This window comes from Leisingera sp. S2M4, from assembly GCF_055398055.1.
The window spans coordinates 1,825,001-1,848,446 of record NZ_AP040861.1 but is presented as its reverse complement, the minus strand read 5'-3'; the positions used below and the strand labels follow the sequence as shown (position 1 = coordinate 1,848,446).

The following is a 23,446-nucleotide window of genomic DNA, read 5'->3' as shown; positions in this document are numbered from 1 at the left end:
AATGCGCAAAGATGGCTGTCTGGCAGGGAACCGAAAAGCAGTCTAGCTACCCGAGTTAAATAGTCAACTACTCTAGGATAGCACCATGCCACGGATGACACTGCGTTTTTTGATGCTGGCAGGAACGGCCTTGGTCGTCCCCTTGGCGGCCTTCGGCCAAGACAGCACCCCTCTGTTGCTGGACACAATTCGCATTGAGGCGTCGGATGCGCAGAGCGTATTGGGCAATGACGTGATTACCGAAGAGGAGCTGGACGCCCGTAACCCCTCCAGCACCAAGGATGTCTTTGCCGGCGAAAGCGCTGTCACCACTGGCGGCGGCGCGGCGATTGCGCAGAAGGTCTATGTGAACGGGATCGAGGAAAGCCTCTTGTCGGTCACCATCGACGGCGCGCGCCAGAACAAATCGGCCTTTCACCACACCGGCAATGTGCTGCTGGACCCCGAATTGCTGAAATCGGTCGAGATCACCAAGGGCCTGGCCCCCGCCGATGCTGGCCAGGGCGCGCTGGCAGGCTCAATCGCCTATGAAACCAAGACCGCAGGCGACCTGCTGGAAGAGGGCGAAACCTTCGGCGGCCGGGTGAAACTGGGCACCAGCGACAACGGCACCGACCAGGACAGCGCGCTGGCCATCTTTGGCCGCCAGGGCGGATTTGAGTACCTTCTGAATGCCACCCGCCGTACCGGTAGCGATTATGAGGACGGCGACGGCAACACAGTGCTGGGCACCGGCGCTGACCTCACAGATTACGTCGGCAAGTTTGCCTATCAGTTCGACAGCGGCCACCGATTTGAATTCGCCGCCTCACAGACCAAGGACAACGGCCTGCGCGCAGCCCAGGCAGGTCCCGGCGGCATCCTCTTCATCCGCCCGGATTTTGCCGGGGTCGCCTCTGGCCCCAGCGTCCTGACCGAGGGGCTGTCGCGCCGGACCTCCTATACGCTGACCTATACAAATGCCCAGGCGCAGGGGATCTGGGCCCCCACCATCCAGCTGAGCCACAACGAGCAGGAAATCGATGCCAGCGGCGTCTACGGCACCAACAAGAGCCTCAGCGGCACATTCAAGAACCGATTTGCCATCAGCGGCGGCTCTCTCACCGCGGGCTTCGACTTCTTTAACGAAACCGCCGAGGGCGAAGGCCGCGGGCCGGGGCCCTTCGGCAGCTCCGGGCGTGAGAAGCTGCGCAACCTGGGCGTCTTTGCTCAGGCGCGTCAGGACCTGGGGACACGGGTCTCGGTCAGCTATGGTGCTAGGTATGATGCTCAGAAGTTCACCGGTGCTGATGATGGGCCGGACGGCCCGACCAAACTCTCGGAAAGCGGCTTCAGCGCCAATGGTGCGGTCGATGTGATCCTGTCGGACAACTGGACCCTGAATGCAGGTGTGGCCTCGACCTGGGGCGGTTACGAGCTCGGCGAGGCGGCACTGGTCAACTTTGGCACCGCCTGGAACTATGACGGCTTCACCGCGTCGCGTGCCAAGGCGGGCCGCATCGGTCTGCGCTTCGACAATGGCGTCTGGAAGGCCAGCGCAGCCGTGTTCCGCACCGATGTCGACGACATCACCGCGGTGCTGCCCTCGGCCGGTGTCCGCGGAGCGACCGCCGACCTGACCAGCCAGGGCATCGATGCTTCGCTGGAATACAACTGGGGCGTCGGCTTTGCGCGGCTGAACTGGACCTATGCGGATGTGACGATGGATGGCGATGCCGTCGGCTCCACTGCCTACTACCTGGGCCGCCCGATGGGGCAGATCATCGCGCTGGAAGGCGGCTGGGCTCTGAACGACCAGTGGCAGTTCGGCGGCACCGCCGAGATCGCCCGCGAATACAGCGACGCCCCGGCGCCGTTGCCCGGCTACGAGGTGGTGAACGTCTATGCCTCCTACACGCCGCGCAGCCTCGGCAATCTGGAAGTGCGGCTCGATGTGCGCAACCTGTTTGACGAGACCTATGCCAGCCGCAGCTCCGACGGGGTGGATTCCAGCCGGGTGATCGCGCTGAACGAACCCGGCCGCACCATCGGTCTGACCGCACGGCTTAAGTTCTGAACCGCCGCGAAACAGTCAAGTCCCTGGGGGCGGCTGCCGTCCCCCGGCCCTTCCAGCCAACGAAGGCCAGATAACATGATCCGACAGACAGGCCGGTTTCAAACCGCCCACGCCAGCAAATACATGCGCCAGCTGTGCAAGCATTTTGCCCACAAGGTTCCAGCCGCGTGCGGCGAAACGGAAGGACGCGTGCAATTCCCATTCGGCCCGGCAACCCTGCGCGCCAGCGCAACAGAGCTGCGTGCCGAGATCACCGGCGCGGACAACGTCACGTTAGAGCGGGGCCGCGCCGTGATCGACTCGCACCTGAAAACCTTTGCCTTCCGCGAAGGCTTCAACCAGATGGACTGGGCGGCACCGACGGAGGGCTGACAGCAGGCCAGACGTGCCGTTTGCGTCAGGCGCGGCGGCGGTCCGGCTGCTGGCAGATCGGACCGGTGATGGACAGCACATTGCCGTGGAACTGGCCGTCCACCAGGTAATGGGTCATCAGGTTCTGCCGGTTCAGAACCTCCAGCGGGCGGCCGTGTTCGACAATGCGCCCGCCCGCCATCAGGTAGACATGATCGCAGTAGCGCACCGCCAGGTTCAGGTCATGCATCGTCATCAGCACGGTGCGGCCGCGGCGCCGGACCTCGTCCAGCAGCGCCAGCTGGTAATGCAGGTCCAGATGGTTGGTCGGCTCGTCCAGCACATATATTTCCGGATCACAGGCCAGAAGCTGGGCGAAATAGCAGCGCTGCAGCTCGCCGCCCGACAGCTTGCCCGCGGGCTGATCCTGCTTGTCCGCAAGGCCCGCAAGCTCCAGCGCGTCCTGGCGGCGGCGGTCGAATTCACCGTGCGGCAGCTCCAGCACCGACAGGCCGATCTCGACAATGTCACGCGGCGTCAGCCCGTCCAGCAAGCCTGCGCTCTGCACCAGCGCGCCCAGCTTGCGGGCCCATTCGTGATGGGCATGATCGCCGATTGCCCGGCCCTGTGCCCGGATCTGCCCCGCCGTCGGTGCCACCGCGCGGTAAAGACTGCGCAGCAGCGTTGTCTTGCCCGCGCCGTTCGGCCCCAGCAGCCCGTGGATCTGCCCCTCGGGCACTGCCAAAGACACATCGCGCACGTAGGCAGCGCCCGCGATCTCTACCGTCAGATTATCGATTTCCAGCGCGAACTCAGACGGCACGGCGCAGCCCTCTCAGGATGATGATGAACGGCGGCGCCGCGAACAGGGCCAGCAGCACGCCCAGCGGCAGCTCCTCCGGAGCAAGCAGCACCCGGCACATGAGGTCAACCGCAATCAGCACCGTCGCGCCCAGCACCATGGTAATCGGCAGCAGAACCCGGTGGCGCGCGCCGACCAGCAGCCGCGCCATATGCGGAACGATAAGGCCGACGAAGCCGACGATCCCCGCCACTGCCACCGCCAGCCCGGTCAACAACACGGTCGCCACGAAGATCATCGCCCGCAGCCGCGCGGTGCGGATGCCTAGCGCCTTTGCGCGCTCCTCTCCCAGCAGCGTTGCGTCCAGCGCGTTGGCCTGGGTCAGGAACACCAGCCCCAGCGCGACCACCGCCACCGCCAGCAGCGGCACCTCCTGCCATTCTGTTCCGGCGGCGGTGCCCATCAGCCAGCCCATCGCGTTGCGGGTCGCATGCGGGTCGCCAACATAGAGGAAGAAGGCGGTCAACGACTGGAACATCAGCGACACCGCTACCCCCGCCAGCACCACGATCAGCGGATCCATCGGTTGGCCGCGCCGCTGCGACAGCCCCATGGTCAGCGCAAAGGCGGCCGCCGCTCCGAGGAAGGCGATCAGCGGCACTCCCAGCCGGTCGGTGACCGCCGCGGGCAGCCAGATGATCGCCGCCACCGCTGCCGCCGACGCCCCCGAGGAGAGCCCCATCAGGTAGGGATCCGCCATCGGGTTGCGCAGCGCCGTCTGCATCAGCGCACCGGCCAGCGACAATCCCGCGCCGATCAGCCCGACGGCCAGCACCCGCGGGATCCGCCATTGCCACACGATCAGCGACAGGCCGCGGGGTGCGTCCTCGCTCCGGCTCAGAATCGCAAGGCGGTCCGCCCAGCCGATGTCGGCCGTGCCCCACAGGACCCCGGCGACGGCCGCCAGGACCATCGCCACCAGGGCTGCCGGAAACAGAAGCGAGAAGCGGGCCTGCATTCAGCGCAACGCCGCCAGCTGCGCGTTCAGGTTTTCAACCCCGTCGGCAAAGCGCATGCCCAGCAATGTCTCGGAAAACGGCACCACCACGAAACGCCCGTTCTGCACCGCCGTCAGCTGCGACAGTACGGGATCGTTTTCCAGATACTCCCGTTTCTCCTGCGCCGAGGACCAGCCTGCCTCGATCAGCAGGATCACATCCGGGTCGGCCTCGACCACGCGCTCCCAGGCGAGGTCAACCCAGGCGCCTTCGACGTCCGCACTGATGCTGGTCAGCCCGGCGGTTTTGGCGACCAGTGCCGGGCCGCCGCAGCAACCGATCGAGAACGGCGTGTCGGTGCCACTGTCATAGATAAAGGCGCTGCGCCCACCGCCCGCGGTATTGTTTTGCACCGCTTCGATGCGCGCCCTGGTCTCGGCAATCAGCGCATCCGCGCGATCCTGAACGCCGAAAATGTCGCCAATCACTTCGATGTCGCGCAGGATCGGCGCAATGGTCAGCGGCACGTCCTGAGGGTGCGCAGACTTGCACGACGCATCCACCAGATAGGTCCCCACGCCCAAGTCGTGCCACTTCTGCACCGATCCCAAATTGTCCTCCGAGAAGGCAGAGGCGAAGCCTGCGAACAGGAAGTCAGGCTCTTGGGTCAGCACGATTTCTGCAGCCGGATATTTCTCGGCCAGAACGGGGACGCTGTCGAATGCATCCCGCCACTGGTCCGGGATCTCGTCGTCGAGATAGGCGGTGCCGACCATGGCGCCCTGCAGACCGAGTGCCAGCATCACCTCGGTGGCCTGCTGGTTCAAGGTAATGGCCCGCTTCGGCGGCGTTTCGTAAGTGTAGGAGCTCCCACAACTTTGAACGGTCACCGGATCGGCCTGCGCCGCACCAGCGGCCGCAACAAGGCACAGCGGCATCAGAACTCTAAGCAAATTCATGGGTTTCTCCTGATTGATGGATAAGCAGGGACTGCGGAACATCCCCCGCGCAAAGAACCCGGGCCACCAGGCTGCGCACGTCCGCCAGATCGCGGACCCGGTACCAATCCCCTTTTGGATAGTGCACGATCACAGGCCCGTTGTTGCAGGGAAACAGGCAGCCGGCCGCCGTCACAAGACAGTCAGAGGCCAACTGCATGCGGCCCAACTCGGCCTTCAGCGCCGCCAACAGGTCGGGTGCATCCTTCAGATGGCAGCGCGGTCCAGTGCAGACCAGCAGGTGGTGACGATGGGGCGGAGGACTGTTCCAGCCTTTGCCCAATTCGCCGTCTGGTCTCGGTTCCACTTCCGTCAGCGGCACCTCGGCCCGCGCAACATGGCCAAGGACCGAAGGGTCAGCTTGCGGAGCCTCAGCCAGCAGAACCTTCGGGCGTGTCCCGGTCTGGCGCGCCAGCCAGGCCCCCACTGCGCCGGGCAGCCAGGCCTCTATGCTCTGCGAAAACGGGAGGCCAACCGGACGTAGTTCGATCCGCGTCGCTCCCAACGTCGCCATATCGTCCAGCGCCCGCCAAAGCCCCTCGCCGCTGGCTTCGAGCCGGACCGCCACCGCCGCACAGGGCGCCGCTGCCGCCAGCCCGTCGGCCAGGGCCTGAAAGCGGGATTGGCTGACATACGAAGCGGAGATCAGATAAATTCGGGCGTCCATGCAAGCCTCTCAAGCGGAGGCAGGCAGGCGCTGGCGCGAAGCGCTGGGGACACTGTCATCTCTTCCTCCACGGGCCCTCCGCCCGATTGGTTACGGTTTACCGATGGCAGGTCTCCTGACTTGCGGATCAAAGCGTGCCGTCCCTTCCCGGATCCGCCGGATCCAGTGGTTCTGACGGGGTACTCTCCGCTCACAGTTGCGGGGGCAGTTCTGGACTTGGGCCGCTCAGCCCGCACCAGATTCCCTTTTCATCCCATTGCCATACTCGGCCGGGAACCATCGGTTTTTGTCTGCGCAAATCGGCTTGGCCTGTCAACCGCTATAATTAGCCACGCAACCACGCCCTTCGAGCAGGGAGGATGCGTCGGAACATGGTCAGGTCAGTCCCCCGAGGCGGCGCACCTGCGCACCAACGCGCTCCCCGTCTACGGTCGCCATTGTTGCGGCGATGCCTGCGGCTTCCCCGGTGGCAAAAGCCGTCCCCATGACACGGACCGAGCCGTAAGCGACAGGATCGGCCCCGATGACGCGGCCAGACACAAACAGATTGTCGAGGTCGCGCGCCCGCAGACTGTCCAGTGGAACCGAGGCGTAACCATGCCCGCCAACCGGGTGATAGACCGGCTTGCCGGCTTCACCGTGCAATTCTGCGGGCCACGCCGCCCGGGCGATGCTGTCGGGGCGTTGCCGCCCGCAGGCGAGATCCTCGGCCGTCATCTCATACCGAGTGGCAGGATGCCTGCTTTCACGAATGCCAATCTGCGGACCAGACTGGGCCAAGAAGCAATTCTCGAACCCCGGCACGTGATCGCGCAACATCTGCACATAGTCATTCGCCATCTCCCGCGCGCACCGCTCCGCCCGCGTAAAACTAGCGGACGTGAGGTCGGGCAGCGCCAGATCGATAATCATCCACCACATGTCGCCAGTGCCGGGAATGCGCGTATAGATGCCGCCATCCTCGCGACGGATCGGATAGACGCCGGTCTTGTTGTAACGCTGGATGGCCGCCTTGATCGCCGCCCGGTCAAAGGGGACCCGCGGATCCAACCCGGAAATCCGGATCGGGGCAGAGACGGCCTGCAACTGGCCGTTCATGTCGCCCTCACGCATTGTGATACCAGACACGAGGGACAGATTGGCGTCGCCGGTCGCATCGACAAAGCCCTCAGCGATGATCCTTCGGCGGCCCTCCATTCCGGCGACGGTTACAGCCTCTATGCGGTCAGCCGTTCTGGTTGCGGCGGCGACACGAGAGTGCAGCAGCACATCAACGCCGTGATCGGCAAGCACCCGGTCGAACGCCAGCTTTGCGATCTCGGGGTTCAACAGGATGATCCAGTTGCCCGTGGTTTCGGAATTATGGGCCTCGGTATTCATTCCGCAGGCCCGCATGGCCTCCAGCACCAGATCCCCGGCCCCACCGACCGCTTTTACCGGCTCAGGCCCTTGCTGGAAAAATCCGCAGTAGGCCAGAACCTGCGATGTGGTCGCCGCGCCGCCGAGAAAGCCGTATTTTTCCACCAGGCATACCTTGCCGCCTGCGCGGGCAGCGCCGAGCGCCGCCCCGATGCCGGCAGCGCCCCCACCGGCCACGACCACATCATATTCGCTTTCGGTCTTCCGGCTCATGTCCGCCAACCTAGAACGTGCTTTTCCACCAGCCCCACGGTGGTAGACAGCAGCACCCCCAGCAGCGACAGGATCGTCACCCCGGCAAACAAACGTTCAAGGTCGTACAGCGATCCGGCCTGCAGGATGTAAGCGCCGATGCCATGTTCGGCGCCCAGCATTTCCGCCGCCACCAGCAGGATGATCGCGATGGCCAAGCTGACACGCAGCCCGGACAGGATGCCGGGCATGGCGCCGGGCAGCACGATCCGCAGCACCACCGTCGACCAGCGCAGGCCAAAGCTCTGGCCCATCCGGATCAGCGACCGGTCGACGTTGTCGACCGCGCCATAGGTGGCAACAACGGTTGGTGTGAAGGTGCCAAAGGCGATCAGCGCGTATTTCGACGCCTCGTCAATGCCGAACCAGATCACGAACAGCGGGAGCAGGGCGATCTTGGGGATCGGGAATATCGCCGCCACAAGGGGGACGAGCCCGGCCCGAACAAACGAAAACAGGCCAATCATCACGCCGACGGTGATACCGGCAACGGCACCGATGCTGCCGCCGACCAGAAGCCTCATCAGCGACGGGGCCAGGTTGGTCCACAAGGCGCCGGATGCGGCCAGATCCCACAATGTCAGGAATACGTCCGACGGGCGCGGCACCGTCAGCGAAGAGATAAAGCCCGCACGCGTTCCCCATTCCAGCAAGGCAATCAGGACGATAAACACGACCAACCCCACCCAGCGGGGCGATGACGGACGGAAACCGCCGCCCCGGAATTCCACCGGGCGGACGTCTGAGGTCTCGGTTGCGCTGTCAGTCATCGATCAATTCCATATCTGCAGCCTCAGCCTCGGCGCGCATCAGCGCCCAAAGATGCTGCTGCGTGCGTTCCAGTTCAGGGTCGTTGGCGCGACGCTCTGCAAGCGGGGTGTCGATCTCGATCACCTCGTTGATGGCGCCGGGACGGCGCGACAGCACGACAACCTGATGGCCGAGGCGCACCGCCTCGGCCAGGTTGTGGGTCACATAGACTGCGGTGAAAGGCGATTTGGTCCACAGATCCACCAGATCATCCATCAGCAGCTCGCGGGTCTGGCTGTCGAGCGCGGACAGAGGTTCATCCATCAAGAGCACCGCGGGATTCACCGCCAGTGCGCGGGCGATCGCCACCCGCTGCTTCATGCCGCCGGACAGCTGCTTGGGCAGCGCCTTGCGGAAATCGCTCAGCTTGGTGCGCGCGAGCACATCCTCGATGATCGCGTTGGCCCGCTTTGTCGGCACGCCGTGGTCGGAGAGGATCAGCGATATATTCCCTTCCACCGTGCGCCACGGCAACAGCGCGAAATCCTGGAACACGTAGGTCAACGGGTTGATGCTGTCGCTTGGCGGCTGGCCGACCTGGCTGACCACCCCTTCGGTGGGGCGTTCCAGCCCGCCGAGGAAGCGCAGCAGGGTGGACTTGCCGCAGCCGGAGGGGCCGACGATGCAGACAATGCGCCCCTTCGGGATGGAGAGGTCAATATTGCGGATCACCTCGACATCGCCATAGCGATGCGAGACCCCTTCGAGTCTGAGTTCCATAGATACTTCCGATGGCAGGGCGTCCGGCCGCCTTTGGGCGGGCAACCGGACAATTGGGATCAGGCGCGGGCTTCGACGTAGCTCTCGTCCACCAGCGTCTCGTATTCGACGCTGGATTTCACCAGACCTTCCGATTTGAACCAGTCGAGCTGGTCCTTGACCGACGTACGGTTCAGCGACAGGCCCGGATTGATGCGCATCGCACCGTTCACGATCGGCCCGCGGGCGTCTTCCAGCGCGCGGTCGGGATAAATGTGCGCGGCCAGCAGCGCGATGATGGCTTCCTGCTCGTCCTGCTCTGCGGTCTTGTCGACCAACGCGGCGTTGAAATCATCCGCACCGCGGGCCAGCGCCGCGAGGAAAGCGCGGGTCTGCTCGGTTTCATTGGCCGCGTTCTGCGCCGAGGTGAAGACCGTCGTCACCTGGTAATCGGGGATGTAGTCCGCGACCTCGCCGATGATCTTGACCGCACCGGCATCGGCCAGCGGCTTGGCAATATGCGGCACGATCGACCAGGCGTCGATCTGGCCGGACTTGATGGCGCCAATCACCGCGCCGGTCTTCTGCAGCGGTTTGAACTTCAGCTTGGCGTTCTCTGCCGCGGCAATGCGCGAGCCCATGTAGTGGAAAGACGAGCCCGCCTGGGTCATGCCGAACGTCTTGCCGTCCAGGTCCGCGGGACTTTGCAGGCCCGCCTCATAGGCCGCGTTGGAGGCGAGGATCTTCTGGCCGGAGATGCCTTTTTCCTCGGACAACGCGCCGCCGATCACCTTGGCAACGCCCTTGTCGGCCAGCGAGATCAGACCGCCCGAAATCGCGGTCATCGCATAGTCGGTATCGCCCGAGGCAATGGCGACTGCCATCGGCTGCGCGGCCTCGAAAAAGTCAAAGCTGACGTCCAGCCCGGCCTCTTTGAAGTAGCCGCGCTCATAGGCGATGTAGCTGGGCGCGTGGCTGACAAAGCGCAGCGCGCCAAGGTTCACCGCGGTTCCGGCCCGCGCCGAGCGCACCAGATAGGGTGTCGCCAGCGCGCCGCCAAGGGCGGCCAGCGTGGCGCGCCTGGTAAGGGTTTTCATCTGAGTTCCTCCTCCTCTGAAGTTTGCGCCCCGGACGGGGCGCAGCTTTTCACGTGTTGCCATTTCCCCGAGCTTGCGACGCGTCCAGCTCATGCCGGATATCGCGGATAAGATGCTCGGTTGCAGTGTCGGCATCCTTTGCAAGAATGGCAGCGACCATGCCGCTGCGCAGGCGGCTCAGCTCACGCGGATCGCAGCGCCCTTCGCGCAGCGCCGCCAGGCGAAAGCGCCGGGATTGATCATAAAGCTGGCCAAGCACGCGGATCATCCGCGGCGAACCACAGGCCGACATCGCCTCCTGGTGCAACTCCCTCGCCGCTTCGTCCCACATCATCACGGCGCCATCGGGATCTTGCAGCAGGCTTTCGGTTGCGCGTTCGGTCGCATGCAGCGCGGCAACCAGCCTCCCCTCCCAAGCGATGTCAGAATTTTGCAACGACCATTTCAGGGCCAGCGGCTCCAGTTCGGCGCGCAGTTTGATGATATCCTGAAGATCCGCCTGCGTGGCCGACGCCACCCGGAACCCCCGCTGCGCCGTCGCCTCCACAAGCCCTTCCGACGCCAGCTGTGTCAGCGCTTCGCGCACGGAATGGTTCGACCCACCGTAGCGGCTGCGCAGCGCTTCGATCTTCAACTTGGAATCCGGAGCAAGATCGCCAAAGGCAATGTCCCGACGCAGCGATGCCGCGACAACCGAAACCACGGTCTGCGAATTTGTCTTCTGAGGCTTGCGACCGAACACGCTCCACCGCCCCTTTCGTTACTTGATCCAAAAAATGTGTAACATTATTAGAATCGTTCAACAGCAGCCGTCAATAGACGTCCTGTGATCGCAAGGGGGGAGCAAAATGAAGACGAACCGGAGCGCGACACAGGTGATCCCAATCTTGGGAGATCCCGTGGCACAGGTAGCAACCCCTGCGATATGGAACGCAGTTTTTCTCGATAGAGGTCAGGACGCGATCAGCGTTCCCCTCGACCTTCCAGCCACCGGGCTTGAGCCGTTCGTTGCATGGGCAAGGCAGGCACGGAACGTGCCGGGGTTCCTCAGCACCACTCCCCACAAGGCCGCCCTCGCGCAGATGTGTGACCGTCTCTCCGAAACCGCGCGGAGTCTTGGCGTGGCAAATTCCTTCCGCCTGACGGAAACCGGAGACCTGATCGGAGATATGTTCGACGGCCACGGCATGCTGGATGCGATCGAGCACAAGGGCATCAGCGTCGCACATAGCGCCGTTGTGATATGCGGTGCTGGCGCAGCGGGTGGCGCCATCGCGATCGAGGCTGCACAACGTGGCGCTTACAGCATCGCCGTCATCGACATTGATCCCACGCAGGCGTCGAACTTGGCGGAGAAACTTTCCCTGGTTCTGAACGTTCCGGTTTCCACATCTCTCCCGGCCAAGGCAGACATTGTAATAAATGCGTCCCCTGCTGGAAGTCCCGCCATCGCCCCGCCCCCCTTCACGCAAGACCTGATTTCAAATGCGCGTTGTGTGGCAGACGCCCTGACCGAGCCAGAAGAAACCGAGTTGCTGCGTATGGCCCGCCAGGCAGGTGTTGCCGCCGTGACTGGCAGGGATATGGCGAAATGCCAGGCGAGCCGGATGCGCAGCTTTCTCGGGTTAGAGCCGACCTGAACGTCGTCCTGTTGCCCCGCGCGACTTGAATGCGCTGCAGAGGGCCACAGTCCGCTGTGGCTCACCTGGCGCGTTCTCCTGATACAACAAGAAGGGACCCTGAGCATGCGAATCCATCGCTTCTCTCAGTCCTGAAAACTTGGCACCCTTGCGCCAGATGGCATCAGCGTATGGGAGCACGACATGAAAGTTGGATTCATCGGCCTCGGCAATGTGGGAGGCAAACTGGCCGGTAGTCTCCTGCGCAACGGCTTCGACCTCACTGTGATGGACCAAAAGGCGGAATTGATGGACAATTTCGCGGCCCGCGGAGCAGGTACGGCGGAGACCCCTGTGGCGCTGATGCGTCAAAGCGACGTGGTGATAACCTGCCTGCCCTCGCCCAGCGCCTCCGCTGCCGTCATGGATGAAATGCTGCCGGAAGTCGGCCCGGGGAAGATCTGGCTCGAAATGTCGACAACGGATGAGGCCGAGATCCGACGCCTTGCCGCTCTGGTAGAGGATAAAGGCGGCGCGGCTGTCGATTGCCCCGTCTCAGGCGGCTGTCATCGGGCGGATACCGGCAATATCTCTATCTTTGCAGGCTGCGAACGCCCCACCTTCGAGACGGTTCTTCCCCTGCTGACCTGCCTTGGCCGAAGGGTTTTGCATACTGGCCCCGTCGGCACGGCTTCGACGCTCAAGGTGATGACCAACTACCTCGCCACTGCGAATCTTCTTACATGCTGCGAAGCCTTGGTGACCATGAAGGCGGCCGGAATCGATTTGGCCACGACCTATGAAGCCATCAGGATATCCTCCGGAAACAGCTTCGTGCATGAAACAGAGAGCCAGCTGATCCTGAACGGGTCGCGTGACGTGAATTTCACCATGGACCTGATCCTGAAGGATCTCGGCTTGTTCGAGGCGATCGCCCAACGCGCCAACGTGCCGCTGGAGATATCACCCATGATTGTGGAGATCATGAAGGATGGGCAGGCTCGGTATGGCACCCGCGCCAACACCGATGACATCATTCGCCGTCTGGAAGAAGCAACCGGCCTGTCAGTCCTTGCTGACGGTTTCCCCGCCGAGCTGGTGGACGACGAACCCGAAGAGCCGGGCTATGAGGTCTTCCCTCCCGGCGCACAACGTCCTGTCGCAGCGGAGTAACCACCATGCCCGATACGTCCGGATCGAACCTGAGCTATTGGCAGGAGCGCACCGATTTGGCCGCCGCCTTTCGTTGGACGGCGCGCCTGAACATGCACGAGGCGGTGGCCAATCATTTCAGCCTCGCCGTCAATGATGACGGCACCCAATTCCTTATTAATCCCAACCAGGCGCATTTTTCGCGCATCCGCGCCTCGGACTTGCTGCTGCTGGACGCCAATGATCCCGAAACCCTCAGCCGCCCCATGGCCCCGGACCCAACCGCCTGGGGGCTGCACGGTGCCGTTCACCGGCGTTGCCCGCACGCGCGGTGCGTCATGCACGCCCATTCGATCCACGCGACCGTTCTGGCCTCCCTTGCAGACAGCCGCCTGCCGCCCATCGACCAGAACACGGCCACCTTTTACAACCGCGTCGTGATCGATGAGCAGTTTGGCGGGTTGGCTTTCGAGGACGAAGGGGAGCGTTGCGCCACCTTGCTGACCGACCCGTCCAAGAAGGTCATGATCATGGGCAATCACGGGGTTCTTGTCCTTGGCGACAATGTCGGCGATGCCTTCAATCGCCTTTACTACTTTGAACGCGCGGCAGAAACCTACATCCGCGCTCTCCAGACCGGGCAACCCCTGCGCCTGATCCCGCCCGACATTGCCGAGAAAACTGCACGCGAACTCGAGGATTACCCCGGACAGGCCGCCGCGCATCTGGCGGCCATCCGCGAAATCCTCGACCATGAAAACGCGGACTACGCCACCTGACGGCAAACTCAGTGCGCTGTGCCCCCCTTGCGGGCTGTCCTCCTTCTTGGGTGCACCAAAGACGCGGTCCGCTGCTAAGCCAAGGGCATTGGGAAACAAGTCGGGCGGCACAGCACAAACAGCGGTGCAGGGTACGGCTTTATGGCTTTCGGTTAACTCAACCGAAGGCTCGGCGTCATCACGCCGAGCCTGTTGCGCTTCATGCCCGGCGTAAGGGCTACAGGATGTCTCAGGTGACGAATGGCGGCTGAACTTTCAGCTCCAGATAATCTTCCAACCCGAAGATACCGCCTTCCCGACCGTTGCCTGACTTCTTGTATCCCCCGAACGGGGAGCCATATGCCGTCCCGCGCCCGTTGATCGAAATCACGCCCGCCCGAAGCTGGCGCGCGACGCGGGCTGCTCTCGCCCTGTCGCCGGTCTGAATGTAGGCCGCCAGCCCGTACTCGGTATCATTGGCGATGACGATAGCTTCTGCTTCTGTGTCGAAGGGGATCATCACCAGAACGGGGCCAAAGATTTCCTCACGCGCAATTCGCATATGGTTTTCGACATCCGCAAAGACCGTGGGACGGACATACCACCCCTGCTCCAGCCCCGCAGGCTTGCCCAGACCACCCGCCAGCAGGGTCGCCCCCTCGTCGATACCCGCCTTGATCATTTCCTGCACGCGGTGGAATTGGATCTCGTCAAACAAGGGGCCGATGTGATCGCCCTCCCGTGCCGGGTCCCCCACTTTCTGCGCCTCGGCGGCAGCACGGGCCAGTTCCAGGGCGCGGTCATAGCAGGACCGTTCCACCAGCATCCGTGTCGGTGCATTGCAGGACTGGCCGGTGTTATCGAAACACTCGGCAACACCTTCCGCAATTCTCTGCTCCAGATCGCAGTCCGCAAAAACCAGGTTGGGCGATTTCCCCCCAAGTTCCAGCGTCACGCGCTTGATCCCGGCTGCCGCAACGCGAGAGACTTCGATCCCGGCCCGCGTCGACCCGGTAAAAGAGACCATGGCAACATCCGGATGCGCCGCGATAGCCGCCCCCACCACAGGACCATCCCCGTGTACAAGATTGAAGACCCCGGCCGGGTACCCTGCTTCCGCTACGATCTCCGCATATAGATTAGCCGAAAGCGGCGTATGCTCCGATGGTTTCAACACGCAGGTTGCCCCTGTAGCTAGGGCAGGAATCACCTTGAGAGCGATCTGATTGATTGGCCAGTTCCAGGGCGTGATCATGCCAACCACGCCGATTGGCTCGCGGGTCAGAATATCCCCATTGGGCATAACTTCCTCTTCGGCCAACTTCTCCAGCGCCTCGATGAAGGAAACGAGATGCCCAATACCGCTCTCGGCCTGCACGTCGTGAGACATGGTCGCAGGCGCTCCCATTTCCGTGGTGATCGCCCGGGCCAGATCCCCCTGACGACGGCGCGTGACCTCAAGCAGGCTGCGCAACAAAGCGAGACGCTCCTCTTTGCGCGTGCGCGAGAAGCTCTGAAAGGCTTCTCTGGCTGCCGTCACCGCACGATCCACGTCCGCAACGCTTCCCAGCGTCAGCGTGCCGACATGGCTGTTGTCGGCGGGGTTCTTGATGGGCATGGTCCGGTCTCCATCCGGAGTGACCCAGGCGCCACCGATGTAGAATTTGTCGAGCTGTTGCATCGTCTGCCTCAGTTGTTCAGGGGGTTACCGGTTGGGTTTCCATCGTCAGGTGCAAGGCGCTGTCGCAATAGGGCAATGCCGCGATGGCCGCATCGTCGAGCTCAACCCCAAGACCGGGCGCATCAGACGGGATCACATAGCCCTCCTCCCAGGTAATGCCGGTCTTGAGACAGGACATATAGGGGCCTTCAAACGTGCCGATGCTTTCCAGGATCAGAAAATTGGGACTGCACGCCGCGAGTTGGATGTTGGCGGCAGCGACCACGGGACCGCAATAGAGATGCGGGGCGATCTGGGCCGACCGCGTCTCCGCCATGCCCGCGATCTTCTTGGCCTCCAATAGCCCGCCGACGCGACCGAGGTTCATTTGCAGGATCGAGGCCGCACCGGCCTCCAGCATGCGCGCGAACTCATGCTTGGTGCACAATCGTTCACCAGCCGCCACAGGGATCGACGTAAACCGGGCGACTTCGGCCATGTCCGCCGGATTTTCCGGCGGGATCGGCTCCTCGAACCAGAGCGGATCATAGGCCTCCAACCGTCGCGCCATGCGTTTGGCACCGGAGACCGTGAACTGGCCATGGGTCCCGAACAGCAGGTCGGCCCGGTCGCCTACGGCTTCGCGGATGCGGCTGCAAAACTGTTCCGAGCGGGTGAGATCCGCCATGCGTGGCTGGTGGCCATCATGGATCGTGTAGGGGCCGGCTGGGTCGAACTTCACCGCGGTGAACCCCTTGTGCACCATCTGAACCGCAACCTCAGCGGCCAGATCGGGGTCGTCGTAGACACTCGGATCGCCCGGCGATGGATAGACATCGCCCTGCGGAGGATAGAGATAGGTATAGCTACGCAGGCGATGGTTCACCTTGCCGCCCAGCAATTGGTGGACAGGTTGATCCGCAGCCTTGCCGATGATGTCCCAGCAGGCCATCTCAAGCCCGCTCAACACGCCCGCGACGGTGAGGTCAGGACGCTGCGTGAAGCCCGCTCCGTAGGCCTGCCGCCACAACTGTTCGATGTGGTGGGGATCAGCCCCCTCGAACTGGCGCTGGAACATGTCCACCGCCATCGCCGCCACGAGATCCGGGCCGAATGTAGCATTGTAGATCTCGCCCACGCCGCTGATGCCACAGGCCGTCGTCAGCCGAACAAAAACAAAGTAGCGCCCGCCATGACGCGGCGGCGGATTTCCGAACACAAAGGTTTCGATCTTCTCAAGATGCATAAGATGTCCTTTTTTCGCTGGTCGCCGCGGCATCCTCGAGGATCATCTCGGCGGCGCGAATTGCCAGCATCATAGTCGGTGCATTGGTGTTGCCCGAGGTCACGGTCGGAAAGGCCGAGCTGTCGACAACCCGCAGGCCAGCCACACCGTGAACGCGCAACCGGGCATCCACCACCGATTCCCGCGCGTCCCTCCCCATCCGGCAGGTCGAAGTCGGGTGAAAGACGGTCGAGGCCCGGGCGCGAAAATCCTCCATCAGCACGTCGGTGTCCTGCACGGTCGGCGCCGGTATCAGACGGGTGCGCGTCACATCGGCCAAGGGCGAGGAGCTGGCGAGCCGGTTGATCACCGCGATGGCCCGGCGCGCACCGGCGCGGTCATATTCGGTTGCAAGCGAATTGGGCCGTATCAGCGGAGGGTCCTTGGGGTCGGCAGAGCGGATCATGATCTCTCCGCGACTGGTCGGGCGGCAGAGTTGCGCGCTCAGCAGGTATCCAGCTTCGCGTTCAAGCGCGGGGCGCCCGTCCGGCCGACTGACGTAGGACAGCGGATTGCAGTAGATCTGCATGTCCGGGTGTTCGCTGCCTGGGTCCGTGCGGAGGTAGCCGCCCACTTGATTGACAGGCACCGCCAGCGGTCCACGTTGGCGAACCAAGTATTGCACGCCTGCCCGGAGCCGTGGGAAAAACCGCCCCAACGTGTTGTTCAGGGTCGGTGTCGTGGCCCGGAACATATGGGATATCGCCAGGTGGTCCTGCAGACCTCGTCCCACCTCCGGCATGGCGCAGCGAACGGCCAGCCCCAGCCCCTGCAAGAGCGGGACGGGACCGATGCCGGACAGCTGCAGCAGCTTGGGCGAATTGACGGCACCGGCACACAGGATCACCTCGCGTCCCGCGGTGACATCACGGTGCCTGCCTTTGTGCCGTAGCCGCACACCGGTTGCCCGCGCCCCCTCAAAGAGGATGCGGTCTACCTGCGTGTGTTTCATGATCCTCAGGTTTGCGCGACCGCGTGCTGGCGCGAGAAAAGCATCCGCCGCGGAACAACGCAGGCCATTGCGCACCGTGCTTCGGTAGTAGCCGACGCCCTCGACCGTTGTGGTGCTCAGATTGTCGCAACGGCTCCAGCCACATTCTTCTGCAGCCGTAAGAAATCGGTCCGAGAAGGGCGACATCTGGTCCTGCAGGTCACTTACCGCAAGCAGCCCGTCACCGTGACTTCGCAGCGCACCATCGGCCCCGCGTTCCAGATGCCGTTCCATTTCTTCATAGGCCGCGCGGACGTCACTCCACGCCCATCCAGCGGCCCCCGCACGGGCCCAATCGTCGAAATCATGCGGAAGCCCCCGCATGTACGCCATCGCATTGATCGAGCTCGACCCGCCGATCACCTTGCCGCGCGGCCAGTAGACACGGCGACCGTTCAAGCTGTCGTCCGGCTCTGCGTGGTAGCTCCAGTTGAGGCGCGGATTGGCAAAATTAACGCCATAGCCGATAGGCACCTTGATCCAGAAGCGCCGATCCGATCCGCCTGCCTCGATCAGCAGCACGCGCGTGCGGCCATCTCGCGTCAGTCGCTCAACCAGCGCGCATCCAGCAGACCCGGCACCAACGACAATGTAATCATACGAGGGGGAAGACATCCCGATACGCTCCCTTGCGATACCCGCTCGTTTTGGGGGATCGCGGTGGGCGGTGACAAACAACGGATCTTTCGCCAAAGGGGCGGTTCAATTATCGGGTCACGCTATCCACATTGCTGCCGGGGTGTGCATGATGAAGAAATCACCCTGCAAGATGGAAGCCACCCCATGCGATTGCCTCATGTGACCTGGCTCAGAGCCTTCGAAGCCGCCGCCCGGCACAGCAGTTTCTCTGACGCCGCGGTCGAGTTGAACCTGACCCCTGCCGCTGTCAGCCAGCAGATCCGTCTCTTGGAGCAATACCTGAACGTCCCCTTGTTTCGCCGTCTTCCGCGGGGGGTCGAGCTGACGGACATGGGACAGGCCTACGCGCTGCCCATTCGCAAGTCTTTTGCCGAGATGAAGGACGCCACTGAGGGATTGTTCACCGTCAGCCGCAAGCGCAAGATCCGCATCCGGGCGTCGATCAGCTATGCTGCACTCGTGCTCTCGCCGCGCCTGAAGGCCTTCCACGACTTGCACCCGGAAATCGAGGTGGTCCTGTCCACCGCCGTCTGGTCCGACCGGATGGATCCAGAAGCCATTGATATCGATATCCGCTATGGCACGGGCCATTGGAACGAAACCGATATCTGGAAACTGGGAGACGAAGTGGCAACGCTGGTTTGCCACCCCGAACATTTGCAGAGCTTTGGGGACACACCCGATGTGCGGGACCTTCTTTCCGCGGGGACCGTTCCTGTTCTCGGCTCCGAATTGGAATGGCGACGGCTCTCGGACCGCTTCGGCCTGGACTTCCCCGAGCCTCCGGTCTGGCTGACGGCGGACTCGTCCCTGATTGCCCTGCAAACCATCACCGCAGGGTTTGGAACCGCGCTCATCCACAAAAGCTTTACGAAACCATTCGAGGCACGCGGCGTTCTGGTCTCCCCCTTTGAATTCAGCCTGCCGATCCGCGAAGCCTACTACCTTGTCATGCGCGATGGCCCCGCCGGGCGAGCCGAGATGGAAGCCTTCCGCCAGTGGCTGATGAATGAAACCTGATCTCGGGGGCGACACCTCTCCGGCCCCACTGTTCGATCTGATGTCGGCGTAAGTTCGGCGGGAGATATCGGGCTGTCCATTCCGAGATGAAGTGCGCGCGGCAGCAAAACTCCGCGCATTTCATAGCAGTGATGCAACCTATCCCTCGCTCGGGCGTTGTCTCTCAAACTCGAACTGCGTGTTCAGGAAGGGAGCAAACATGAAGACCGGACCTTTCAAATCGACCACCGCCCTTGCGGTTATGTTGTCTCTTGCAGTGCCCGTGCCTGCCATCTCGCAGGGCAAACGCGCGCCAATCGACATCTCGGCAATGACCGAAGCGGAAATCTCGGACCTGGTTGGCAAGTGCAAGAAGCGGGCGGACCGTCGCGAGCGCAAGCTCGACGCAGGCGAGGAGGTCGCCCAGAAACGCGGGCCGATCGCCCAGTTTTGCGAGACCTACGGCAACGGCGCTTTCGATGAGCTTCTGCCTGAAAACCTGCAGTCCGTCGCTGTTTTGGGCGCAGATGTAGACGCAACAGCCGAGATCCTGGAAGAGGAAGGCACCTCCTCCGACGCCCAAGTTGAAGCAGAAACCTCGACTGACACCGGAGCCGAAGCCACCGCGTCGAACGACGACACCACCTCGGCAACACAACAGACCGACGCACAGGCCCAGGTAGGCGAGGACGCCACAAGCGAAGCAAATACAGCTTCGGCAGAGACTGAGACTGAGACTGAGACTGAGACTGAAGTGGAAGCAGAAGCAGAAGCAGAAACCGAAGCCACTGAAACGACCGAGGCCACAGGTTCTTCCGAGCAGTCCACCGAAGATGCGGGGTCAGCCGACGCAGGTGAGGCGCAAGCCACAGACGCTTCGCAGAACGAAGACGAGATGAAAGTCGAGCAGTCGGAAACGGACGGCCAGGAATTGCAGCCCGTAGACAGTCAAGCCCAGGCAGACGCGGTCGCGGCTGCGTCTGAAGCCGCCGCTGCCGCAGCGGCGACCTCGTCCGAGGCGGACACCACCGCCGAGGCCGAGGTGATCGAAGAAACCGTGACCGAAGAAAACTCGCGCAGCTCTGACGAGGAGTTCGAAACGTCCGTCAACGAATCTGCCGCGCCCAGTGCCGCCGCTGCCGCACCTGCAGAAGACGATGAGGGACTGTCGGACATCCAGCGTGCTGCCCTCTTGGGGCTCGGCGCCCTCGCTGTCGGCAAATTGCTCAATTCCGGTGAAAAGGTGGTCAGCAACTCCGGCGACCGAGCCGTGGTGGAGCAGAATGGGCAATACAGGGTGCTGAAGAATGACGACGCCCTTCTGCGTCAGCCCGGTTCGGAGGTCACCACTTACCGTTACAAGGACGGCTCGACCCGCACGGTCGTGGAACGCGAAAACGGCGCCAAGGTCGAAACCATTCGCGCCGCCGATGGCCGTGTCCTGCGTCGCACCCGTATTCTGCCGGACGGGCGCACGGTCGTGTTGTTCGACGACACCCAGCGTGTCGAGGAAGTGGTAGTCGAAGATCTGCCGGAACGTGACACGACCGAGAAGAAGGTCATCAACTATCGCAGCGTCGACGCTGAGGACCTCGCCGCCGCTCTCGCCGCCGAGGAAGCCGCGACGGCTCAACGCCGGTTCTCCCTCTCGCAAGTCCGAGGCATCGACGCAGTGCGGCGCCTGGTGCCTGAAATCAACGTGGATTCCATTAACTTCGAAACCGGCTCGGCCGTGATCCGCCCCGAGGAAGCGCGGGAACTCGCGGCGCTGGGGAACGCGCTGCGGGACATGATCGACCGGAATCCGCGTGAAGTCTTCCTGATTGAAGGCCATACCGATGCCGTCGGCGCTGCGTCCTATAACCTCGCGCTGTCGGATCGTCGGGCAGAAACCGTCGCGTTGGCACTTAGCGAGTATTTCGAAGTGCCGCCGGAGAACCTCGTTGTACAAGGCTATGGTGAAACGGATCTTGCGGTCCAGACAGCCGCCGCAGAACGGGCCAACCGCCGTGTCGCCGTTCGCCGCATCACCCCGCTGCTGCATGGCGAGCAATGAACCGCAATAATCAGCTTTCTCTCTAAGTTCGCTCAAAAAGACTTCAGGACCCTGCATTCAGCAGGGCCCTGTTGGCGCTTCATTCATCCGCGCGGTCCGCGACTACCACGCCTTCGGGCGGCCATCGGCTTGAACTTGTTGGAGGATTGGCCGGGCTCATGGCTTTGGGGAGCGCTGAACCGAAGAAGCCCCCGCTTTTTGCGGAGGCTTTGTCGTGACCTTTGGTTGCGGGAGCAGGATTTGAACCTGCGACCTTCAGGTTATGAGCCTGACGAGCTACCTGGCTGCTCCATCCCGCGACACTTTTTTTGGCCTACCGCGCGGATCGCTACTTGAGGCCGGTTATTATCCGGTGACTTGCCGTATCGGCGCGTTTTCCGGGTAATCTTGTATCGTTGAAGAGAGGTTTTGGATTTTACTAGGTTTGGCGGTGACCTACTCTCCCAGGGCTTGAGCCCAAGTACCATCGGCGCGACAGTGCTTAACTTCCGGGTTCGGGATGGGACCGGGTGTTTCACTTGTGCTGTAGCCACCAAACCGAGGAAAATCCAAATCCGACGGCCTTGCGGAGCAAGGCAGGCGAGCGGCAGGCAGCGTGTTTGCGAAGCAAATGCGCGTTGCCGCTGGGTTGTTATGTCACCGCCGATTGGCGGCAGGCAGAACAACCTGCGTCGGTTACAATCAACGTTGTCCAGGTTTTGTGTTTTGGATGGTTTTCTTTCTGTTTCCTGTAACACTGTCTGTTACTGGATCAAATCAAGCCTATCGGGCGATTAGTACCGGTCAGCTGAACGCATTGCTGCGCTTACACCTCCGGCCTATTGGCGTGGTGGTCTTCCACGGCCCTCAGGGATACCTTGTTTTGAGGGGGGCTTCCCGCTTAGATGCCTTCAGCGGTTATCCTGTCCGATCATAGCTACCCTGCACTGCTGCTGGCGCAACAACAGGTCCACCAGTGGATCGTTCACCCCGGTCCTCTCGTACTAGGGGCAACTCCTCTCAAGTATCCTACACCCACGGCAGATAGGGACCGAACTGTCTCACGACGTTCTAAACCCAGCTCACGTACCTCTTTAAACGGCGAACAGCCGTACCCTTGGGACCTGCTCCAGCCCCAGGATGAGATGAGCCGACATCGAGGTGCCAAACACTGCCGTCGATATGGACTCTTGGGCAGTATCAGCCTGTTATCCCCGGCGTACCTTTTATCCGTTGAGCGATGGCCCTTCCACGCGGGACCACCGGATCACTATGGCCGACTTTCGTCTCTGCTCGACTTGTCAGTCTTGCAGTCAGGCTGGCTTCTGCCATTGCACTCAACGAGCGATTTCCGACCGCTCTGAGCCAACCTTCGCGCGCCTCCGTTACTCTTTAGGAGGCGACCGCCCCAGTCAAACTACCCGCCACGCAGGGTCCCGGATCCGGGTAACGGACCGCGGTTAGACATCAAGAGTGCGAAGGGTGGTATCTCAAGGGAGGCTCCACCGGAACTTGCGTTCTGGTTTCGATGCCTACCACCTATCCTGCACATCACAATCCTGATGCCAGTGCGAAGCTGTAGTAAAGGTGCACGGGGTCTTTCCGTCTAACCGCGGGAAGCCTGCATCTTGACAGGCAATTCAATTTCGCTGAGTCGATGTTGGAGACAGCGGGGAAGTCGTTACGCCATTCGTGCAGGTCGGAACTTACCCGACAAGGAATTTCGCTACCTTAGGACCGTTATAGTTACGGCCGCCGTTTACCTGGGCTTCAATTCGGAGCTCTCACCCCTCCTTTTAACCTTCAGGCACCGGGCAGGCGTCAGACCCTATACGTCGTCTTGCGACTTCGCAGAGCCCTGTGTTTTTAATAAACAGTCGCCACCCCCTGGTTTGTGCCCCCGGATCCAAGTTGCCTTGAACCCGGGCCTCCTTCTCGCGAACTTACGGAGGTATTTTGCCGAGTTCCTTCAACATCGTTCTCTCAAGCGCCTTGGTATTCTCTACCAGTCCACCTGTGTCGGTTTAGGGTACGGTCTGATGGAGGGCTATTTCCAGGGACTGCTGAGCAGCCCACTCAATCCGATAAGAGTGAACTACCTTTGCAATCCGTCACATCCTCCTGGCCCAGGAATATTAACCTGGTTCCCATCGCCTACG

19 protein-coding genes, 1 tRNA gene, 2 rRNA genes and 1 riboswitch (1 of these 23 only partly in view) are annotated in these 23,446 nt (G+C 62.4%); of the genes, 7 read left to right on the top strand and 15 right to left on the bottom strand.

All coding sequences use genetic code 11. The features are described from left to right. Positions 1 to 94 precede the first annotated feature (94 nt). Entirely contained in the window at positions 95 to 2,056 is a 1,962-nt protein-coding gene (locus ACZ52D_RS09000; RefSeq protein ID WP_464441099.1) for a TonB-dependent receptor domain-containing protein, read from the top strand. A gap of 75 nt (positions 2,057 to 2,131) precedes the next feature. Further along, positions 2,132 to 2,428, top strand: a complete 297-nt coding sequence (locus ACZ52D_RS08995; protein ID WP_464441098.1) for a DUF2218 domain-containing protein — start codon at positions 2,132 to 2,134, stop codon at positions 2,426 to 2,428. A gap of 25 nt (positions 2,429 to 2,453) precedes the next feature. On the opposite strand, the gene ACZ52D_RS08990 is transcribed toward ACZ52D_RS08995, so the two are convergent. The 9 genes from ACZ52D_RS08990 to ACZ52D_RS08950 form a co-directional block, all read right to left on the bottom strand. Beyond that, on the bottom strand, positions 2,454 to 3,230 hold the full coding sequence (locus ACZ52D_RS08990; RefSeq protein ID WP_464441097.1) for an ABC transporter ATP-binding protein: 777 nt from the start codon (positions 3,228 to 3,230) through the stop codon (positions 2,454 to 2,456). Beyond that, on the bottom strand, positions 3,220 to 4,227 hold the full coding sequence (locus ACZ52D_RS08985; RefSeq protein WP_464441096.1) for a FecCD family ABC transporter permease: 1,008 nt from the start codon (positions 4,225 to 4,227) through the stop codon (positions 3,220 to 3,222). Before ACZ52D_RS08985 ends, ACZ52D_RS08990 begins: the two co-directional genes overlap by 11 nt. Continuing rightward, on the bottom strand, positions 4,228 to 5,166 hold the full coding sequence (locus tag ACZ52D_RS08980) for an ABC transporter substrate-binding protein (protein ID WP_464441095.1): 939 nt from the start codon (positions 5,164 to 5,166) through the stop codon (positions 4,228 to 4,230). Next, entirely contained in the window at positions 5,153 to 5,872 is a 720-nt protein-coding gene (locus ACZ52D_RS08975; protein WP_464441094.1) for a (2Fe-2S) ferredoxin domain-containing protein, read from the bottom strand. Before ACZ52D_RS08975 ends, ACZ52D_RS08980 begins: the two co-directional genes overlap by 14 nt. A gap of 88 nt (positions 5,873 to 5,960) precedes the next feature. Then, positions 5,961 to 6,163: riboswitch (cobalamin riboswitch) on the bottom strand. Between the two features lie 84 nt (positions 6,164 to 6,247). Beyond that, positions 6,248 to 7,504 (bottom strand): FAD-dependent oxidoreductase, encoded by a 1,257-nt coding sequence (locus ACZ52D_RS08970; protein ID WP_464441093.1) that lies wholly within the window; start codon positions 7,502 to 7,504, stop codon positions 6,248 to 6,250. Next, complete coding sequence (locus ACZ52D_RS08965) at positions 7,501 to 8,313, bottom strand: ABC transporter permease (protein ID WP_222456529.1); 813 nt, start codon at positions 8,311 to 8,313, stop codon at positions 7,501 to 7,503. The genes ACZ52D_RS08970 and ACZ52D_RS08965 overlap by 4 nt, the downstream gene beginning before the upstream one ends. Next, positions 8,306 to 9,073 carry an ABC transporter ATP-binding protein gene (locus ACZ52D_RS08960; protein ID WP_222456530.1) on the bottom strand — a complete coding sequence of 256 codons (768 nt, stop codon included), beginning with the start codon at positions 9,071 to 9,073 and terminating at the stop codon, positions 8,306 to 8,308. Before ACZ52D_RS08960 ends, ACZ52D_RS08965 begins: the two co-directional genes overlap by 8 nt. Before the next feature lie 59 nt (positions 9,074 to 9,132). After that, positions 9,133 to 10,149, bottom strand: a complete 1,017-nt coding sequence (locus ACZ52D_RS08955; protein WP_464441092.1) for an ABC transporter substrate-binding protein — start codon at positions 10,147 to 10,149, stop codon at positions 9,133 to 9,135. 49 nt (positions 10,150 to 10,198) lie between these two features. Beyond that, on the bottom strand, positions 10,199 to 10,891 hold the full coding sequence (locus ACZ52D_RS08950) for a GntR family transcriptional regulator (RefSeq protein ID WP_417475487.1): 693 nt from the start codon (positions 10,889 to 10,891) through the stop codon (positions 10,199 to 10,201). A 106-nt stretch (positions 10,892 to 10,997) separates the two neighbouring features. Between ACZ52D_RS08950 and ACZ52D_RS08945 the strand changes: the two genes are divergently transcribed. The 3 genes from ACZ52D_RS08945 (at position 10,998) to ACZ52D_RS08935 (ending at position 13,699) form a co-directional block, all read left to right on the top strand. Next, positions 10,998 to 11,789, top strand: coding sequence for a shikimate dehydrogenase family protein (locus tag ACZ52D_RS08945; protein WP_464441091.1), 792 nt, complete (start codon positions 10,998 to 11,000; stop codon positions 11,787 to 11,789). Between the two features lie 183 nt (positions 11,790 to 11,972). After that, positions 11,973 to 12,941, top strand: a complete 969-nt coding sequence (locus tag ACZ52D_RS08940; RefSeq protein WP_464441090.1) for an NAD(P)-dependent oxidoreductase — start codon at positions 11,973 to 11,975, stop codon at positions 12,939 to 12,941. A gap of 5 nt (positions 12,942 to 12,946) precedes the next feature. Further along, entirely contained in the window at positions 12,947 to 13,699 is a 753-nt protein-coding gene (locus tag ACZ52D_RS08935) for a class II aldolase and adducin N-terminal domain-containing protein (protein WP_464441089.1), read from the top strand. 229 nt (positions 13,700 to 13,928) lie between these two features. Here the strand turns inward: ACZ52D_RS08935 and ACZ52D_RS08930 are convergent, their stop codons facing one another. Genes ACZ52D_RS08930 through ACZ52D_RS08920 form a run of 3 tightly spaced genes read right to left on the bottom strand, consistent with a single transcriptional unit; the run spans position 13,929 to position 18,229 of the window. Next, the gene (locus ACZ52D_RS08930; protein ID WP_464441088.1) at positions 13,929 to 15,359 is read right to left on the bottom strand and encodes an aldehyde dehydrogenase family protein; all 1,431 of its coding nucleotides are present in this window, start codon (positions 15,357 to 15,359) and stop codon (positions 13,929 to 13,931) included. 16 nt (positions 15,360 to 15,375) lie between these two features. Beyond that, positions 15,376 to 16,584, bottom strand: coding sequence for a mandelate racemase/muconate lactonizing enzyme family protein (locus ACZ52D_RS08925; RefSeq protein ID WP_464441087.1), 1,209 nt, complete (start codon positions 16,582 to 16,584; stop codon positions 15,376 to 15,378). Beyond that, positions 16,574 to 18,229, bottom strand: a complete 1,656-nt coding sequence (locus ACZ52D_RS08920) for a GMC family oxidoreductase (protein WP_464441086.1) — start codon at positions 18,227 to 18,229, stop codon at positions 16,574 to 16,576. The genes ACZ52D_RS08925 and ACZ52D_RS08920 overlap by 11 nt, the downstream gene beginning before the upstream one ends. Before the next feature lie 168 nt (positions 18,230 to 18,397). Here ACZ52D_RS08920 and ACZ52D_RS08915 point away from each other — a divergent pair, with 168 nt between their 5' ends. Beyond that, positions 18,398 to 19,273 (top strand): LysR substrate-binding domain-containing protein, encoded by an 876-nt coding sequence (locus tag ACZ52D_RS08915; protein ID WP_464441085.1) that lies wholly within the window; start codon positions 18,398 to 18,400, stop codon positions 19,271 to 19,273. 262 nt (positions 19,274 to 19,535) lie between these two features. Beyond that, positions 19,536 to 21,308 carry an OmpA family protein gene (locus ACZ52D_RS08910; protein WP_464441084.1) on the top strand — a complete coding sequence of 591 codons (1,773 nt, stop codon included), beginning with the start codon at positions 19,536 to 19,538 and terminating at the stop codon, positions 21,306 to 21,308. A 222-nt stretch (positions 21,309 to 21,530) separates the two neighbouring features. Here ACZ52D_RS08910 and ACZ52D_RS08905 read toward each other — a convergent pair. From ACZ52D_RS08905 to ACZ52D_RS08895, 3 genes are all read right to left on the bottom strand, one after another. Next, a tRNA-Met gene (locus ACZ52D_RS08905) sits at positions 21,531 to 21,607 on the bottom strand. A 123-nt stretch (positions 21,608 to 21,730) separates the two neighbouring features. Further along, a 5S ribosomal RNA gene (gene rrf / locus ACZ52D_RS08900) occupies positions 21,731 to 21,845 on the bottom strand. Positions 21,846 to 22,060: 215 nt separating this feature from the next. After that, a 23S ribosomal RNA gene (locus ACZ52D_RS08895) occupies positions 22,061 to 23,446 on the bottom strand (it continues 1,442 nt past the right edge of the window).

Bases quoted from the DNA above. Each gene is read 5' to 3' on its own strand.
- ACZ52D_RS09000 (WP_464441099.1), top strand. From the start codon at position 95: ATGACACTGCGTTTTTTGATGCTGGCAGGAACGGCCTTGGTCGTCCCC.
- ACZ52D_RS08995 (WP_464441098.1), top strand. From the start codon at position 2,132: ATGATCCGACAGACAGGCCGGTTTCAAACCGCCCACGCCAGCAAATAC.
- ACZ52D_RS08985 (WP_464441096.1), bottom strand. From the start codon at position 4,227: ATGCAGGCCCGCTTCTCGCTTCTGTTTCCGGCAGCCCTGGTGGCGATG.
- ACZ52D_RS08980 (WP_464441095.1), bottom strand. From the start codon at position 5,166: ATGAATTTGCTTAGAGTTCTGATGCCGCTGTGCCTTGTTGCGGCCGCT.
- ACZ52D_RS08975 (WP_464441094.1), bottom strand. From the start codon at position 5,872: ATGGACGCCCGAATTTATCTGATCTCCGCTTCGTATGTCAGCCAATCC.
- ACZ52D_RS08970 (WP_464441093.1), bottom strand. From the start codon at position 7,504: ATGAGCCGGAAGACCGAAAGCGAATATGATGTGGTCGTGGCCGGTGGG.
- ACZ52D_RS08965 (WP_222456529.1), bottom strand. From the start codon at position 8,313: ATGACTGACAGCGCAACCGAGACCTCAGACGTCCGCCCGGTGGAATTC.
- ACZ52D_RS08960 (WP_222456530.1), bottom strand. From the start codon at position 9,073: ATGGAACTCAGACTCGAAGGGGTCTCGCATCGCTATGGCGATGTCGAG.
- ACZ52D_RS08955 (WP_464441092.1), bottom strand. From the start codon at position 10,149: ATGAAAACCCTTACCAGGCGCGCCACGCTGGCCGCCCTTGGCGGCGCG.
- ACZ52D_RS08945 (WP_464441091.1), top strand. From the start codon at position 10,998: ATGAAGACGAACCGGAGCGCGACACAGGTGATCCCAATCTTGGGAGAT.
- ACZ52D_RS08940 (WP_464441090.1), top strand. From the start codon at position 11,973: ATGAAAGTTGGATTCATCGGCCTCGGCAATGTGGGAGGCAAACTGGCC.
- ACZ52D_RS08935 (WP_464441089.1), top strand. From the start codon at position 12,947: ATGCCCGATACGTCCGGATCGAACCTGAGCTATTGGCAGGAGCGCACC.
- ACZ52D_RS08930 (WP_464441088.1), bottom strand. From the start codon at position 15,359: ATGCAACAGCTCGACAAATTCTACATCGGTGGCGCCTGGGTCACTCCG.
- ACZ52D_RS08925 (WP_464441087.1), bottom strand. From the start codon at position 16,584: ATGCATCTTGAGAAGATCGAAACCTTTGTGTTCGGAAATCCGCCGCCG.
- ACZ52D_RS08920 (WP_464441086.1), bottom strand. From the start codon at position 18,229: ATGTCTTCCCCCTCGTATGATTACATTGTCGTTGGTGCCGGGTCTGCT.
- ACZ52D_RS08915 (WP_464441085.1), top strand. From the start codon at position 18,398: ATGCGATTGCCTCATGTGACCTGGCTCAGAGCCTTCGAAGCCGCCGCC.